Raw genomic sequence first — 17,048 nt, forward strand, 5'->3', positions numbered from 1 at the left:
ATCTCTATATCCTTCTATAATGAAAATATGGATAATAATATATAGGTAGTATTTATATTGCTTATAAAAAGGGGGAAAGGGAAGATGGAAAAAGAAAGGAAAACATTTTCTTTTGGATTACGTACACAACTTATGCTATTCACTACAGTTTTAGCTTTCATTACATATTCAACAAGTATCTTTTTTATTTACGTGATATACGATTATTTTCAAAGTTATATAAGTCAAACTGTATATAATATTATCGTTATGTTATTAGGGGTAGTATGGTCTGGAATTTTAGCATATGGAGCAGCCGTATTTTTAATTAAACCGCTTCGCAAGTTAGAGGAAGCGGCAAGAAAAGCAGCTGAGGGTGATATTCGTGAAGATGTTCCATTACCGAAGACAGATGATGAAATTAAATCTTTAAGTGTTGCATTTAATATGATGTTAGGAAACTTAAGGGGCATGGTAAAAAATATTGATACAACATTTTCGTATACAAATAATCAAGTACAGCAGATTAGAAAACAAACAGGCGAAGCAACGAGACAAGCGCAAGGTGTATCAGAGACACTTGCAGAAATTTCTTCAGGCGCTGAGCAATCAGCGGCATCAATTCAAGCAATTGTTTCTGCTGTTGATACAACGACTTCTATTGCAAGTGAAGTAGAAGAAAAAGCGAAGCAGTCTGATACATTGTCTTCAGAAATGGTTGAAGCTTTAGGGCATAGTACTCGTGTCTTTACGTCTTTAATTCAAGGTATTCAAACATTGGCAAAAGAAAATGAAGATTCAATGCAAAATGTACAGAAGTTAGAAGAACGAATGAAACAAGTAGAACATATTGTGTCTGTTGTGAGTGCGATTGCTAGCCAAACGAATTTATTAGCACTAAATGCTTCTATTGAGGCAGCTCGCGCAGGAGAGCATGGAAGAGGCTTTGCGGTTGTTGCGGAAGAAGTACGTAAACTTGCTGATGAAAGTGATCATTCTGCAAGAAACATATCGCAGTTATTACGGAATATGCAAGATGAAGTACAACAAGTTGCAATGAAAATGACAGAACAAGTGAAAATAGCTAAAGAAGAGGCGAAACGTGGGGAAGCTACGGAATTAATTTTAAAAGAAATGTCATCAAGTGTTATGGAAGTAGCCGATGCAACTCAGCAAATTAGTAGTTATATGAATGAACAAGTAAGCCACATTCATCAAACAGGAGCACAAACAAAAGCTGTAGCAGCAATTGCTGAAGAAACATCAGCTGGTTCGCAAGAAGTGGCGCGTGTGACGCTACAACAGTCTAAAAATATGATAGTAATCGATCAATTATTAAAGGATTTAGAGAAGCAAGCAACTGATTTGAAACAAACAATTGAACGATTTTCAATGTAAAAGGAAGAACAGAATGCTGTTCTTCTCTTTTTTATTTAGCTTGATTTAATATTTACAGTTAAACTATGAACGTTTCCGCAACATTCTTTTCTGCCCCTTTCGGATGAAAATTATAGCGAGCTATAATATTAAAAGGGGTGTCTTTTATGAAAAAAGAAAAAAGACAACGGTTAATTAAACAATTTGTAAACGAGTATGAAATAGATAAGCAAGAAAGATTAGTAGAATTGTTAGCAAAAAAAGATGTATTAGTAACACAAGCTACGATTTCTCGCGATATTCGTGAGTTAAACTTAACGAAGGTACCTTCTCAAGAAGGATTAATGATATATAAAGTTTTCTCAGAAGAGCATTTACAAACTGATATAAAGTTAAAGAAAAAATTACGAGAAGTTGTTGTAAAAATTGATTGTGTAGATCAATTAATGGTTATTAAAACATTACCTGGTAATGCACATGTTATTGGTGTTTTATTTGATGAGTTAGATTGGAAAGAAAAAATAGGATGTATATGCGGAAATGATACATGCCTTATAATTTCACAGTCGAAATCAGATAGGGAGATTATAGAAGAAAGATTAAATTTAATTATTTAGATGCAAAAATCCTGTTTTTAATAAAATTAAAAACAGGATTTTTGTTTAAATACGGAAGTTAAATATTCAACATATATGCGTAATATATGTATTTTTTATTGAGAAAGCGAGATAGTTTGTTATAAAAATACATATTCGTATGATTTTAAAAAAATAACTTGTTTAATATTTCACAATGATAATGTGGATACTTTCACAAAGATGAAAGTGCAGAGCATTTATTATGTACTTGTAAGACATCAAACATATTTAAAAGGAGGTACAACAAATGAAACATCCGATACATGTTACTTCAGAAATTGGGGAATTACAAACGGTTTTATTAAAACGACCGGGTAAAGAAGTGGAAAACTTGACGCCAGATTATTTGCAGCAATTATTATTTGACGATATTCCATACTTACCAATTATTCAAAAAGAGCATGATTATTTTGCACAAACGTTACGCAATCGGGGTGTTGAAGTTCTTTATTTAGAAAAACTAGCCGCTGAGGCGTTAGTAGATAAAAAACTTCGAGAAGAATTTGTTGATCGTATTTTAAAAGAAGGACAGGCCGACGTAAATGTTGCACATCAAACTTTAAAAGAATATTTACTTTCCTTTTCAAATGAAGAATTAATTCAAAAAATTATGGGCGGTGTACGGAAAAACGAAATTGAAACAAGTAAGAAGACACATTTATATGAATTAATGGAAGATCACTATCCGTTTTACTTAGATCCAATGCCTAATTTATATTTTACTCGTGATCCAGCAGCTAGCGTGGGCGATGGCTTAACGATAAATAAGATGAGAGAACCAGCGCGTAGACGTGAATCATTATTCATGGAGTACATCATTAAATATCATCCAAGATTTGCAAAACATAATGTACCAATCTGGTTAGATCGTGATTATAAATTTCCAATTGAAGGTGGCGACGAGCTAATTTTAAATGAAGAAACAATTGCGATTGGAGTATCTGCTCGTACTTCAGCTAAAGCAATTGAACGTTTAGCTAAAAATCTCTTTAGCCGACAAAATAAAATTAAGAAAGTGTTAGCAATAGAAATTCCAAAATGTCGAGCATTTATGCATTTAGATACAGTATTTACAATGGTTGATTATGACAAGTTTACAATTCATCCAGCCATTCAAGGGCCAAAAGGGAATATGAATATTTATATTTTAGAAAAAGGATCAGATGAGGAAACTCTTAAAATTACACATCGTACTTCTTTAATGGAAGCATTAAAAGAGGTATTAGGCTTAAGTGAATTAGTTCTTATTCCATGTGGAGGAGGAGATGTAATTGCTTCTGCTCGTGAACAATGGAATGATGGCTCGAACACATTAGCAATCGCGCCAGGTGTAGTTGTTACATATGATCGCAACTATGTATCTAATACGTTATTACGGGAACACGGTATAGAAGTGATTGAGGTTCTAAGTTCGGAATTATCTCGTGGTCGTGGGGGTCCACGTTGCATGAGTATGCCAATTGTTCGTAAAGATATTTAGTATAAATAACGGAGAAAGTAGGGATGAATTATGTTAATGACTAGACCAAATTTAAAAGGAAGAAGCTTTCTAGCAGAAAAAGATTTTACACAAGAAGAATTATTATATTTTCTAGATTTGGCAGCAGAATTAAAAGAGAAAAAGAAAAATGGTATTCCGCATCATTATTTAGAAGGTAAAAATGTAGCGCTCTTATTTGAAAAAACTTCTACTCGTACACGTTGTGCATTTACAGTAGCATGTACAGATTTAGGAGCAAATCCTGAATATTTAGGGAAAGGTGATATTCAACTTGGGAAAAAAGAATCTGTAGAGGATACAGCAAAAGTGTTAGGGCGTATGTTTGACGGAATTGAGTTTCGTGGATTTAATCATGAAACCGTAGAATCTTTAGCACAAAATTCTGGTGTGCCAGTTTGGAATGGATTAACAGATATGTGGCATCCAACACAAACACTAGCAGATTTATTAACAATTAGAGAACATATAGGGAAATTGAAAAATGTGAAGCTCGTTTACGTTGGCGATGGACGAAATAATGTTGCTAATAGCTTACTAGTTGGTGGAGCAATCGTTGGAATGGATGTACGTATTTGTACACCGGAATCTTTATGGCCTGCACAAGAAGTAATTGATTTAGCAAAAAAATATAATGAACAGGTAATGATAACAAGTAATGTGGAAGAAGCTGTTGCGAATGCAGATGTAATTTATACAGATGTATGGGTGTCTATGGGGGAAGAAGAAAAATTTGCTGAACGTGTCGAGTTATTGAAACCTTATCAAGTAAATATGAAAATGATTAAAGCAACAGGGAATGAAAACGTGATTTTCTTACATTGTTTACCTGCATTTCATGATGTTGAAACGATGTATGGCGAAGAAGTTTATGAGAAATATGGGTTGAAAGAAATGGAGGTAACTGACGAAGTATTCCGCAGTAAACATTCAAAAGTATTTGATCAAGCTGAAAATAGAATGCATACAATTAAAGCGGTTATGGCAGCTACTTTAGGAAATATGGAGTAAAGAAGAAAGGGAGTCTTCCTTTCTTCTTTCTCCTCCTTTAGACACGATCATTCACTATTGCTTTTGTATTGTTATTGCAATTTAAGAGAGGTGAGTGGAATGGGTGAAGATAAGAAATTAGGGTTGTTTACACTAACGGCTCTTGTAGTTGGGTCTATGATTGGCGGTGGAGCCTTTAATTTAGCGAGTGATATGGCAAAAGGTGCTGGTGCTGGAGCCATTATTATTGGCTGGGTTATAACAGGAATTGGGATGATTGCACTTGGATTATCTTTTCAAAATCTAACTGTAAAACGGCCAGATTTAGATGGTGGTATTTTTAGCTATGCAAAAGCAGGGTTTGGTAATTTTATGGGGTTTAATAGTGCGTGGGGATACTGGCTATCTGCTTGGCTTGGAAATGTAGCTTACGGTACATTATTGTTTTCTTCATTAGGATATTTCTTCCCGATCTTTGAAGGCGGTCAAAATGTAGAATCCATTATTGGTGCAAGCGTATTATTATGGTGTGTTCACATGTTAATTTTACGTGGAGTTCAATCAGCAGCCCTTGTGAATTTAGTAACTACAATCGCAAAATTAGTACCTGTATTTGTATTTATTGTCATAGGAATCTTCGCGTTTCATATTGATACGTTCTTAGATGGATTTTGGGGGCAAGCTGGTTCTTTTTCATGGGGAGCAGTTGGCAGCCAAGTTAAAAGTACAATGCTTGTAACTTTATGGGTATTTATTGGGGTAGAAGGGGCTGTTGTTTTATCCAGTCGAGCAAAAAATAGAAGTGATGTAGGGAAAGCAACCGTTATTGGCTTAATTGGTACACTCATCATTTACATTTTAATCACATTATTGTCTCTTGGACTTATGCAGCAAGCAGATATTGCAGGTTTGAAAAATCCGGCTATGGCTTATTTATTTGAAAGTGTTGTTGGAAAATGGGGTGCTATCTTTATTAATTTAGGTTTGGTCATCTCTGTATTAGGTGCTTGGTTAGGTTGGACTTTGCTCGCTTCTGAAATTCCATATTTAGCGGCTAAAGATGGAGTATTTCCAAAATGGTTTGCAAAAGAAAATAAAAATAAGGCTCCAGTAAATTCATTATGGATAACAAATGGTTTAATACAAATGTTCTTGTTAACATTCGTCGTTTCTGATCAGGCGTATAACTTTGCATTCTCTTTAGCATCTTCAGCTATTTTAATCCCATATGCTTTTTCAGCGTTTTATCAACTGAAGCATAGCTTAAAGTCTGAAGAAGCAGATCGAAATAAAAATATAATAATTGGCTTGATAGCCAGTATTTATGGCGTGTGGCTAGTTTATGCAGCTGGTTTAGAGTATTTATTATTAACAATGACTTTATATGCGCCAGGTATTTTTATTTTTTACAATGTTCAAAAGCAAAAGAGTTCGAAGCAAATATTTACTCGAGTGGAATTAGCATCATCCGTAGCAATTGGTGCTTTAGCATTCTTTGCGATTTATGGATTAATTACAGGCAGTATTACTTTATAAAGCGCTGTGAAAGCGAAATCAACTGGAGGGCTGGAATATGGCACGAAGAAAAATTGTAGTTGCACTAGGGGGAAATGCGATACAGTCTGGAGAAGCTACTGCGGGAGCGCAGCAAGAAGCGTTGGAAAAAACGGCAGAACAACTTGTGAAAATAATGGAAAATGATGTAGATATAGTAATTGCGCATGGAAATGGCCCACAAGTGGGGAATATTTTATTACAGCAAAAAGCTGCAGAAACGGAAAAGACACCTGCAATGCCATTAGATACTTGTGGGGCAATGAGTCAAGGGATGATTGGATATTGGATGGAAAATGCGATTGAAAAGGCATTGAAAAAACGGAATATAAAAAAAGACGTAGCAACGGTTATAACACGTGTTGTTGTGGATAAAAAAGATGAGGCATTTAAAAATCCAACTAAACCAATTGGTCCTTTTTATACAGAAGAAGAGGCCAGAAGATTAATGGATGAAACAAAAGCAGTGTTTAAAGAAGATGCTGGTAGAGGGTGGAGACGCGTTGTTCCATCACCGAAGCCTGTAAGTATTCATGAACATAAAGTGATTAATTCTTTGGTCGAAGATGGAAATATAGTGATAGCTGTTGGCGGAGGTGGAATTCCAGTAATTGATTCCGAAGAAGGGCTAAAAGGAACTGAAGCAGTTATCGATAAAGATTTCGCTGCGCAGAAATTAGCAGAATTAGTAGATGCCGATACGCTCGTTATTTTAACTGCAGTTGATCATGTGTATGTAAATTATAATCAACCGAATCAAAAAAAATTAGAGCATGTCACAGTGAATCAATTAGAAGAATATATTGAAGAACAACAATTCGCTGCGGGAAGCATGCTTCCAAAAATTGAAGCTGCTATTAATTTTGTTAATACAAATCCAAAAAGAAAAACAATTATTACGTCTTTAGAAAAAGTATATGAAGCACTAGAAGAAAAAGCTGGTACTATTATTTCAAAACAGAATGTATGCATATATGTTTAAATTCTTATGTACGCTACTTAGTAGTAAAAAAGAATGGAGTTAGTAACTTCATTCTTTTTATTTATTAATATTTTTTGTACTCATTGTTCATAAAGTTTTCATGATGAAATCTGAATATGTAAGTTAATTATGATAAAATTCAAATTGAATACGCTTTCTTGATTTTTCGCTCCAACATACAGCAAGAGAGAGGGAATTTTATGAATAGACGGAACGTAGTTAAGGACTTAAAGCAGTTCGAATTATTTGCTCATTTAACAGAAAAAAAATTGAAAGGCTTAACAGAGTTTGTTTATTGGCGAACTTATAAAAAAGGTCAATTTTTATTTTTAGAAGGAGATTCAAGGGAAAGAATCTACTTCATGTTAGATGGTTTTGTAAAGTTAGAGCGGGTTAATCAAAATGGGAACTTATTATACGATGACTATGTAAAGCGATATTCTATTTTTCCTTATGGTGGCATGTTTACAGACAGAGGATATAACTATACAGCAGAAGCAATGACGGATGTGGAGGTATATTATATTCCAACGGTAATCTTTGAAGATATGGTAAAATCCAGCAGAACGCAATTGATGTACGTTGTTCAGCAATTATCATCTATATTAAAATTGAACGAAAATCGAGTGCAAAATATTACAATTCCTAATGCACAAGATCGTGTTATCCAAACGTTAAATTATTTAATGCAGGATTTAGGAGAACAGAGTGGGGAAAAGATTGTAATTTCATGTCCACTTACAACAATTGAAATATCCAAAATATCTGGAACATCTCGAGAGACAGTTAGCAGCGTATTAAAACAATTAAAAAATGATAGCATTGTTACAATTTTAGATAAAAAAATTACAATACATGATCCAACATATTTTGAAGAAATTTCAATGTGAAAATTGTATATTGATTTTTTAATTCATGGTGTATATTAATAAGATTCTTTATATATTTATAAGGAACTTTTTTACGTTATCCTCTATAAAAAGATTGTATAGTATGGTAATAATAGCTAAAATCGATAATAAAATACAAAGTGAAGGGGAGAAAGAATGATTCGTATTGAGTATGATCGATTAGTAGCTATTTGTTACAGTATAGGGGTTTTGTTATTATTAAAAATTCCAAATGATAATGAATTAATTGGGGAAAAACTATTCAATGTCTATAAGGTTCCGATACATACGTATGTTTATATGGATTATAAAGTCTCAAATATATTGATTGTTTCTTTCATACTACATGTAATTGCATTTATATTATTTTTAAAATGGCTAGGAAAAAAGGAGTCTAGTACATTTAGAAAAACGAATAAGATAAAAGTAGTAGGCATTAGTATTTTGATTGTAATGATGCCGTTTATTTTAAATACAATCCTCCAGACATTGAATAAAACATGGTACTACGCAGGAAAAACAGGGGTAGAAGCAATAGAATATAAAAAAGAAGATAGCCAGTGTAGAATGGAGAAAAATGGAGAGAATATCCAACCGAAGTGCATTGTTACTTTAAAAAATTATCGTAATCATTCACAAGCATTAAAAGTTGTTTTATACGATAATGCAAACGAGAATTCAAAAAGCTATCCAGTACCGAAACCAGTCTATTTACAAAAACATGAGACAAAGCAATTCGAATTTCAAGTTCCTGTTTCTTATAATAGAGGTATTGAAAAAGATAAAGTACCAAATATTAAATTACATTCATTGCATGAAAATGATACGAAATACAATTAATCTGTAAGTAAAAGTTTATGAGTAGGAGCAAGAATTTGAAAAGATATAGAAAATCAACTTGAATCATCCAACATACTGCGAGGTAACGGTATATTGGATGATTTTTTTATGTTATCCCCTTTTTTCACGTATGAAAAGGAGGAATACTTTGTTGGAAATGAAAAACATCACAAGGATCATACATGGTTTTTACTTTACGTAATCTGTGAAAGTTAGAGCCATAATAACTAGTTTGCCAATTTTTAATGTCGATATCGGGCCAGTTCACATAGTCACCTAGTGTATAAGGATCTAAGCTTTCTCGTAAACCTTTAACCCAGCGTATATTTCGATTTTCTTCATCATCGCATTTCCAAGAGGTAATGTATTCTTGAGCAATAATTGCTTTACGATGAAAATAAGCCGTTTTATTCGGCGAAATATTTTCAACAGCACCTATGAGCGATTGATGCCAAATACTAGCATCTTTATTCGGTGCATGAGAAAGAAAGTATTGCATGATTTGAATGCCTTTAAGGGGAATAGGTTTATAGACATAGGAACCAGAGCGCTTGAAATTTTCAGGGATGTTACCGCCATTAAAAAATTCAACAGCCTTTATATAAGGAACTTCTTCTATAAAGAGAGAGGGGCTACCAGTTTCAAGAAGAGGTGAAGAATGAGATTTACCTTTGTGAGAAATAAATAAAGCATAAGAATAAAGAATCTACATAGAGTTCAATGAAAACAGTTGCAAACTGTTCATATTTTGTTATGATAGTGTTACGAAAACGTTTGCATAAAATTCCGATGGGATGCAAAAGGAGAGAATGACTATGAATAAGACATGGTGGAAAGAAGCGGTTGCTTATCAAATTTATCCACGAAGCTTTATGGATTCAAATGGTGATGGTATTGGAGATTTACAAGGTATTATTGCAAAACTGGATTATTTAAAAGATTTAGGTATAGATGTAATTTGGATTTGTCCAATGTATAAATCGCCTAATGATGATAATGGTTATGATATTAGTGATTATCAAGATATTATGGATGAGTTTGGTACAATGGCAGACTTTGATGCTTTACTAGATGAAGTTCATAAGCGTGATATGAAGCTAATTATTGATTTAGTTATTAATCATACGAGTGATGAACATCCATGGTTTATTGAATCACGTTCATCTAAAGATAATCCGAAGCGTGATTGGTATATTTGGCATGATGGTAAAGATGGTGCGGAGCCAAACAACTGGGAAAGTATTTTTAATGGTTCGGCATGGGAATATGATGAAGAAACAGAACAATATTATTTACATCTATTCTCACGTAAACAACCAGATTTGAACTGGGAGAATAAAGAAGTTCGCGAAGTACTATATGATACGGTTAATTGGTGGCTTGATAAAGGTATTGATGGTTTCCGCGTTGATGCGATCAGTCATATTAAAAAAGAAGAAGGCCTCAAGGATATGCCAAATCCAAAAGAGTTAAAATATGTGCCATCTTTTGATAAACATATGAATGTGAAAGGTATTCAACCTTTATTAGAAGAGCTAAAAGAAAATACATTCTCTAAGTACGATATTATGACTGTTGGTGAAGCAAATGGTGTTAAGATTGAAGATGCTGAGCTATGGGTTGGAGAAGAGCAAGGTAAGTTCAATATGGTATTCCAATTTGAACATTTAAGTTTATGGGATGCAGAGAAGAAGAAAGACCTTGATGTTGTAGGATTGAAAAAAGTATTAACGAAATGGCAAAAAGGATTAGAAAATAAAGGATGGAACGCTTTATATATTGAGAATCACGATAAACCACGTATCGTTTCAACATGGGGAGATGATAAACAATATTGGCGTGAAAGTGCAACAGCTCTAGGGGCGATGTATTTCTTTATGCACGGTACACCGTTTATTTATCAAGGCCAAGAAATTGGTATGACAAATGTTCAGTTACCAAATATTGAAGATTACGATGATGTAGCAATTAAAAATTTATATCGCGAGAAAATTGCAGAGGGCGTACCACATCAAGATATGATGGAGATTATATGGGCTTCTTGCCGCGATAATTCACGTACACCTATGCAGTGGAATGATGAGATGAATGCTGGTTTCACAACAAGTACACCTTGGTTTAGCATGAATCCAAATTACAAAGAAATTAATGTTGAAAAGCAAAAAAATGAAGAAAAGTCTATTTTCAATTTCTATAAGAAAATGATTGCCCTGAAAAAAGAGCACGATGTACTGAACTATGGTACGTACGATTTACTTTTAGAAGACGATCCACAAATTTATGCATATACACGTACGTTACAGGATGAAAAAGTCATTGTAATTAGTAATATCTCAAAAGAGGAAGCTGTGTATAATGAGGGTTCATTTGCACTAGAACGCAAACGTTTGCTTTTAAATAACTATGAAGTTGCGGAACATGAAGAAGTAACAACAATTGCTTTAAAACCTTATGAAACAAGGGTTTATCGCATTTCATAATAAAAAAGGATGCTCTTTGAGCATCTTTTTTTATGAAAAAAAATAAATTTCTATTGCAAAGTGAAAACGCTTTTATTAAAATAGATTTATGAAAACGGTTGCGTAAAAAAGAAAAATGATATGAGGAATCGTTTTCATAAAAGGGACAGAAATTATAATTTAAATCATTATGTTGTTATAAATAAAGGGGAGGAAGAACAGATGAAAATTACGTCTTTTGATTTTTGGCAAAAGTTCGGGAAAGCTTTATTAGTTGTTGTAGCCGTAATGCCAGCAGCTGGTTTAATGATTTCCATCGGTAAGTTAATTGGTATGTCTGCTGGGGATGTTAACGCAGTTCATACAATCGCTCGCGTAATGGAAGACATCGGTTGGGCAATCATTACAAATCTACACATCTTATTCGCAGTAGCAATTGGGGGATCTTGGGCGAAAGATCGCGCGGGTGGTGCATTTGCAGCGCTATTAGCATTCGTCTTAACAAACCGAATTACAGGAGCTATATTTGGCGTAAACGCTGAAATGTTAGCGGATTCAAAAGCGAAAGTTTCTTCAGTAATAGCGGGAGATTTAATTGTAAAAGATTACTTTACTTCTGTACTTGGTGCACCTGCATTAAACATGGGAGTGTTCGTAGGGATCATCACAGGTTTCTTAGGAGCTACTTTATATAACAAATATTATAACTATAATAAACTGCCACAGGCATTAGCATTCTTTAATGGAAAACGATTTGTACCATTCGTTGTAATTCTTTGGTCTACAGTTACTGCGATTGTATTATCACTTCTATGGCCATTCATCCAAAGTGGGTTAAATGAATTTGGTCGCTGGATTGCAGCTTCAAAAGATAGCGCACCAGTTGTTGCACCGTTTGTATATGGAACGTTAGAGCGTTTATTATTACCATTTGGTTTACACCATATGTTAACGATTCCGATGAACTATACAGAGCTAGGCGGAACATATACGATGTTAACTGGTTCAAAAGTTGGACAAGTTGTAGCAGGACAAGATCCATTATGGCTTGCATGGATTACAGATTTAAATAATTTACTAGCAAATGGAGATACGAAGGCATATAACGATTTATTAAATAACGTTGTACCAGCTCGTTTCAAAGCTGGACAAGTTATCGGCTCAACAGCAGCGTTAATGGGGATTGCATTTGCGATGTTCCGTAACGTGGATAAAGAAAAGCGTGCAAAATATAAACCAATGTTTTTATCAGCAGCATTAGCAGTATTCTTAACAGGTGTAACAGAACCAATTGAATTCATGTTCATGTTTATTGCTCCAGTATTATATGTTGTATATGCTATTACAACAGGACTTGCATTCGCGCTAGCTGATTTAATTAACTTACGTGTTCATGCATTTGGATTTATTGAGTTAATTACTCGTACACCAATGATGGTTAACGCAGGTTTAACAAGAGACTTAATCAACTTTGTTATTGTTTCATTAGTGTTCTTCGGTCTTAACTTTACACTATTTAATTTCTTAATTAAAAAATTCAATTTACCAACACCAGGGCGTGCAGGTAACTATATTGATAATGAAGATGAGGCATCAGAAGGAACAGGAAATGTACAAGACGGTTCACTAGCAACAAAAGTTATCGATTTATTAGGTGGAAAAGAAAATATTGCTGACGTAGATGCTTGTATGACGCGCTTACGTGTAACAGTAAAAGATTTAGATGTTGTTGCACCAGAAGCACAGTGGAAACAAAATGGTGCTCTAGGGCTTATTGTAAAAGATAAAGGTGTACAAGCGGTATATGGTCCGAAAGCTGACGTATTAAAGTCAGACATTCAAGATATGTTAGGTGCGTAATAATATGAAATTGCTAACTTTAAACTGTCATTCTTGGCAAGAAGAGAATCAAATAGAAAAGATACAATACCTTGCTAAAGTAATTCAAGAAGAAGAGTACGATGTCATCGCATTGCAAGAAGTAAGTCAGTCCATACAAGCTGAAAATGTATGCGGTAACAAGAAAGAAGATAATTTTGGACTTTTACTATTAGAAGAGTTAAAAGCGCTACATGTAAAAGATTACAATATTACTTGGGATTTCTCTCATATTGGTTATGACGTGTATGAAGAAGGATTAGCGATTATAACGAAGCATAATATTATAAAAGAAGATACGTTCTTCATTTCAGAAAACGAGGATACAACGTATTGGAAAACACGTAAAATTGTAAGTACAACAATTGCTTATAATGGTAAGGATATAACGTTTTACTCTTGCCATCTCGGTTGGTGGAATGATGAAGAAGAGTCATTCAAAGGTCAAGTTGATCGTTTGATGGAGCGTGTAGATAGCAATAAGCTCGCCTTCTTAATGGGGGATTTTAATAACAATGCTCGGTTGGAAGGCGAAGGTTATGAGTATATGATGCAAAAAGGGTTGTATGACACATATGAATTAGCAATAGAGAAGGATGAAGGAACGACTGTCCAAGGTGAGATTGCTGGTTGGGATGAAAATAAACATAATTTGCGAATCGATCTAATATTGTGTAACCAAAGTAAAAAAGTTCATTCTTCAAAAGTTATTTTTAATGGTACAAACAGAAATGTAATTTCAGATCATTTCGGTGTAGAGGTTCAATTGGATATATAATAGAAGAAATCCTCACAGAGAATAAAAGCTGTGAGGATTTTTTTTAGGAATACAAGTATTTCCAAGAGAAAATACTTGTATTTTTTATGACATTTCATATATATTTGTTATTATTGAATGTAAAACCGATTTGGTCATTTTGTATTCATGCTTTGACTCACTTCGTTATATAATGAAGTAAGTGAAAGTTAATGGGAAAAAATAGTACGTTTTTGGTTAATACACGATGTAGAAAGTGATATAATTGCAAAATGCATGTATCATTTTCTAAAGAAGGAAAAATATATAATTAGGTGATAACTTCTATGAAACAAATTTGGCGTATTTATAAGACAGATTTACGGAATGTAGCCAAACATTGGGCTGCAATTGTTATTGTTTTAGGATTAATGATTTTACCATCGTTATATGCATGGTTTAACATTAAAGCTTCTTGGGATCCATATGGAAATACAAAAGAGGTTCCCATTGCAGTTTCTAACCAAGATGCAGGTTCTAATTTAAGAGGGAAAGATATTAATATCGGGAAAGAGATTGTAGACTCCCTTAAGAAAAACAAAAATCTTGGCTGGAAATTTGTAGATGAAAAACAAGCAATTTACGGAGTTGAGCGTGGGGATTATTATGCAAGTATTACGATTCCAAAAGACTTCTCTGAAAAAATCGCAACTGTTCTGGATGAAAATCCGAAAAAACCAGAACTGGATTACTATGTAAATGAGAAAGTAAACGCGATTGCACCGAAGATTACAGCAAAAGGTGCATCAGGTATTACAGAAGAAATTAGTAAAAACTTTGTTAAAACAGCAAACGGTGAGATTTTTAAAATTTTCAATGACCTTGGAATCGATTTAGAAACAAACTTACCAAGTATCGAGAAAGTAAAAGATCTTGTCTTTAAGCTAGAAGCGCAGTTCCCAGAAATGAATACACTTATGGATAAGGCGTTAGATGATGCAACTCAAGCAGAAGATGTTGTGAAAGTAGCGCAGAAAGATTTACCTGTTGTAGAGAGTGTAATAAATGATGGGCAGGAAGCATTGGCGAATTTAGATAAGTTCTTTGCAAGACAAGATCAAACATTAAAAAACGCTCCAGGAACGATAAGAAATGATTTAGTAGCAGCAAAAGGCGTTATGGATAGTGCAGCTGTATTTACTAACTTTTTAATGAATCCAGGTGTGGATTTAAATATTCCTGATTTCTCTGGAATGAATGGATTACCTGAATTCCCTGCAAGACCGGACCTTTCTAAGTTGAATAATGACGGATATAAAAGTATAGCGCAAAATATTAATCAAACAGTAAATAATGTTTTAAGCTCATCACGTGCAGGAACAGCTTATGGGAAAAGTGTTTTAAATGGATTGCAAAATGGTCAGTTTGATCCAGAACAAGCAAAGAAAGATTTAAATGCAGTATCAAATCAATTGCAAGCTCGTACAGAAGGTATTTCGTATCTTATTAATGTATTTACTGAACTTCAAAACTCAGCGACGACTGATTTTGGAAAAAGCTTTTTCCAAGGGCGAGTGGATCGCCTAACTAAGCTGAAAAGTGGTATGGAAAATGCAAACAACGGTATTAAAGATATTGTAAATGTTATCGGTACAGGACAAGAAGTAAAGAAAGATGTAACAGATGTAGCAAATCAAAAATTAGATGCAGCAAATGCATTAATTGATCAAGCTGAAAAAGATTATAATGAAACGTTTGTAGCAGATTATAAAAAAGCAGTTAGCACAGTAGATCAAGCGAAAGCTAATGCGAATGAAATATACGATAATGCAAAAGCTGATTATGATAAAGCGAAAAATGGTCTAGAAAGTACTAAATCTAGTGTCCAAAAAGCACTAGAGGATGTACAAAACAAAGGTATTAATGGTTTAGAAGGTTCGAAGGAAGCCTTGAAAAGCTTAAATGGTCAATTCCAATCTGGAATCGGTTTAATTGATGATATGATTCCAGTTCTAGAGAGTACAAATAAGGTTTTAGCGGATGTAAATAGTGATAAAAACCTTAATAATGGAATCGCAAAATTAAACAAAGCGAAAAGCAGCTTACAAAAAGGTGTAGAGGCAACGAATAAGGGAATTACACTTCTTAACAATGGCCAGAAACCTACAAAAGATGTAATTGAAAGTATTAACAACGCTGCGAAGGGCGGATCAGCTCAATTAACAGATGTATTATCGACGTATGATTCAGAAATTGTACCTAATTTCAATACAGCAATTGCTCGTACAAAAGAGATGTCGAAAAATACAACTCAAATTTTAAATGATGCAGACAAAAAGCTTCCAGATGTTAAAAAATTACTAGAAGATTCATCAAAAGGCTTAGTAGACGGTAGAAAGAAATTAGTAGACATTAAAGCTGAAATGCCGGAGACTGAGAAAAAGATTAAAGAATTAGCAGATAAAATTCGTGATTTTGAATCTGAAGAGGATTTAAAAGACATTATACGCTTATTGAAAAATGATGTTGAAAAGCAAAGTGATTACTTTGCGAATCCAGTAAATTTAAAAGAAAATAAATTATTTGCGATGCCGAACTACGGTTCAGCGATGTCACCATTCTATACAGTGCTTGCATTATGGGTAGGCGCATTATTAATGGTTTCATTATTAACGGTAGAAGTACACGAAGAGGGCGCGAATTATAAGAGCCATGAAATTTACTTCGGACGTTTATTAACATTCTTAACGATAGGTCTTTCACAAGCGTTTATCGTATCGATGGGAGATATATTCTTACTCGGTACGTACGTAGTCGATAAGTTCTGGTTTGTGTTATTTAGTTTATTTATTGGTGGAGTCTTCGTTTGTATCGTATACTCACTCGTTTCTATTTTCGGAAACGTTGGGAAATCGATGGCGATCATTTTACTTGTACTACAAGTAGCAGGGTCGGGCGGAACATTCCCAATTCAAATGACACCGAAATTCTTCCAAGCAATTTATCCGTTCTTACCGTTCACATACGCAATTAGTGCAATTCGTGAAACGGTAGGCGGAATGCTTTGGGATATCGTAATAAGAGATTTACTTGTGTTAAGTGTTTTCGTAGTAGTTATGATTGTTGCTGCGTTATTACTGAAAACACCAATTAACAAATCAAGTGAAAAATTTGTTGAGAATGCAAAAGGAAGTAAAATCATTCACTAAAATAAAAGGTTCCTACCG

General features: G+C 34.0%; 11 protein-coding genes and 3 pseudogenes. 13 read left to right on the forward strand and 1 reads right to left on the reverse strand.

Translation table 11 applies throughout. The features are described 5' to 3' along the window. Positions 1-249 precede the first annotated feature (249 nt). The 9 genes and pseudogenes from GBN78_RS31110 to GBN78_RS04795 form a co-directional block, all read left to right on the forward strand. Positions 250-435, forward strand: a pseudogene (locus tag GBN78_RS31110) (HAMP domain-containing protein); the annotation flags it as partial. A 369-nt stretch (positions 436-804) separates the two neighbouring features. Beyond that, a pseudogene (locus GBN78_RS31115) lies at positions 805-1,377 on the forward strand (methyl-accepting chemotaxis protein); the annotation flags it as partial. A 146-nt stretch (positions 1,378-1,523) separates the two neighbouring features. Continuing rightward, on the forward strand, positions 1,524-1,973 hold the full coding sequence (gene argR / locus GBN78_RS04765; protein WP_152127006.1) for an arginine repressor: 450 nt from the start codon (positions 1,524-1,526) through the stop codon (positions 1,971-1,973). Positions 1,974-2,241: 268 nt separating this feature from the next. Next, entirely contained in the window at positions 2,242-3,474 is a 1,233-nt protein-coding gene (gene arcA, locus GBN78_RS04770; RefSeq protein WP_000682331.1) for an arginine deiminase, read from the forward strand. 30 nt (positions 3,475-3,504) lie between these two features. After that, positions 3,505-4,503, forward strand: a complete 999-nt coding sequence (argF, locus tag GBN78_RS04775) for an ornithine carbamoyltransferase (protein ID WP_000930289.1) — start codon at positions 3,505-3,507, stop codon at positions 4,501-4,503. Positions 4,504-4,602: 99 nt separating this feature from the next. Further along, the gene (arcD, locus tag GBN78_RS04780) at positions 4,603-6,018 is read left to right on the forward strand and encodes an arginine-ornithine antiporter (RefSeq protein WP_000503410.1); all 1,416 of its coding nucleotides are present in this window, start codon (positions 4,603-4,605) and stop codon (positions 6,016-6,018) included. 37 nt (positions 6,019-6,055) lie between these two features. After that, complete coding sequence (gene arcC / locus GBN78_RS04785; RefSeq protein WP_000113947.1) at positions 6,056-7,018, forward strand: carbamate kinase; 963 nt, start codon at positions 6,056-6,058, stop codon at positions 7,016-7,018. A gap of 200 nt (positions 7,019-7,218) precedes the next feature. After that, complete coding sequence (locus GBN78_RS04790) at positions 7,219-7,908, forward strand: Crp/Fnr family transcriptional regulator (protein ID WP_001081905.1); 690 nt, start codon at positions 7,219-7,221, stop codon at positions 7,906-7,908. 156 nt (positions 7,909-8,064) lie between these two features. Next, a complete protein-coding gene (locus GBN78_RS04795) occupies positions 8,065-8,748 on the forward strand; it encodes a hypothetical protein (protein WP_000619194.1) in 684 nt (227 codons plus the stop codon). 124 nt (positions 8,749-8,872) lie between these two features. On the opposite strand, the pseudogene GBN78_RS04800 reads toward GBN78_RS04795, so the two are convergent. After that, positions 8,873-9,409: pseudogene (locus GBN78_RS04800) on the reverse strand (BBE domain-containing protein); the annotation flags it as partial. A 154-nt stretch (positions 9,410-9,563) separates the two neighbouring features. Here GBN78_RS04800 and GBN78_RS04805 point away from each other — a divergent pair. The 4 genes from GBN78_RS04805 to GBN78_RS04820 all read left to right on the forward strand — a co-directional run bounded on the left by GBN78_RS04805 (position 9,564) and on the right by GBN78_RS04820 (position 17,030). Then, complete coding sequence (locus GBN78_RS04805) at positions 9,564-11,228, forward strand: glycoside hydrolase family 13 protein (RefSeq protein WP_001044703.1); 1,665 nt, start codon at positions 9,564-9,566, stop codon at positions 11,226-11,228. Positions 11,229-11,429: 201 nt separating this feature from the next. Beyond that, a complete protein-coding gene (locus tag GBN78_RS04810; RefSeq protein WP_000705560.1) occupies positions 11,430-13,067 on the forward strand; it encodes a PTS transporter subunit IIBC in 1,638 nt (545 codons plus the stop codon). Positions 13,068-13,071: 4 nt separating this feature from the next. Beyond that, complete coding sequence (locus tag GBN78_RS04815) at positions 13,072-13,863, forward strand: endonuclease/exonuclease/phosphatase family protein (RefSeq protein ID WP_000771987.1); 792 nt, start codon at positions 13,072-13,074, stop codon at positions 13,861-13,863. 305 nt (positions 13,864-14,168) lie between these two features. After that, on the forward strand, positions 14,169-17,030 hold the full coding sequence (locus GBN78_RS04820) for a YhgE/Pip domain-containing protein (RefSeq protein WP_152127009.1): 2,862 nt from the start codon (positions 14,169-14,171) through the stop codon (positions 17,028-17,030). The last annotated feature ends 18 nt before the right edge of the window (positions 17,031-17,048 follow it).

This window comes from Bacillus sp. B2-WWTP-C-10-Post-4, assembly GCF_009183805.1.
GTDB classification, from domain to species: Bacteria; Bacillota; Bacilli; order Bacillales; family Bacillaceae_G; genus Bacillus_A; species Bacillus_A cereus.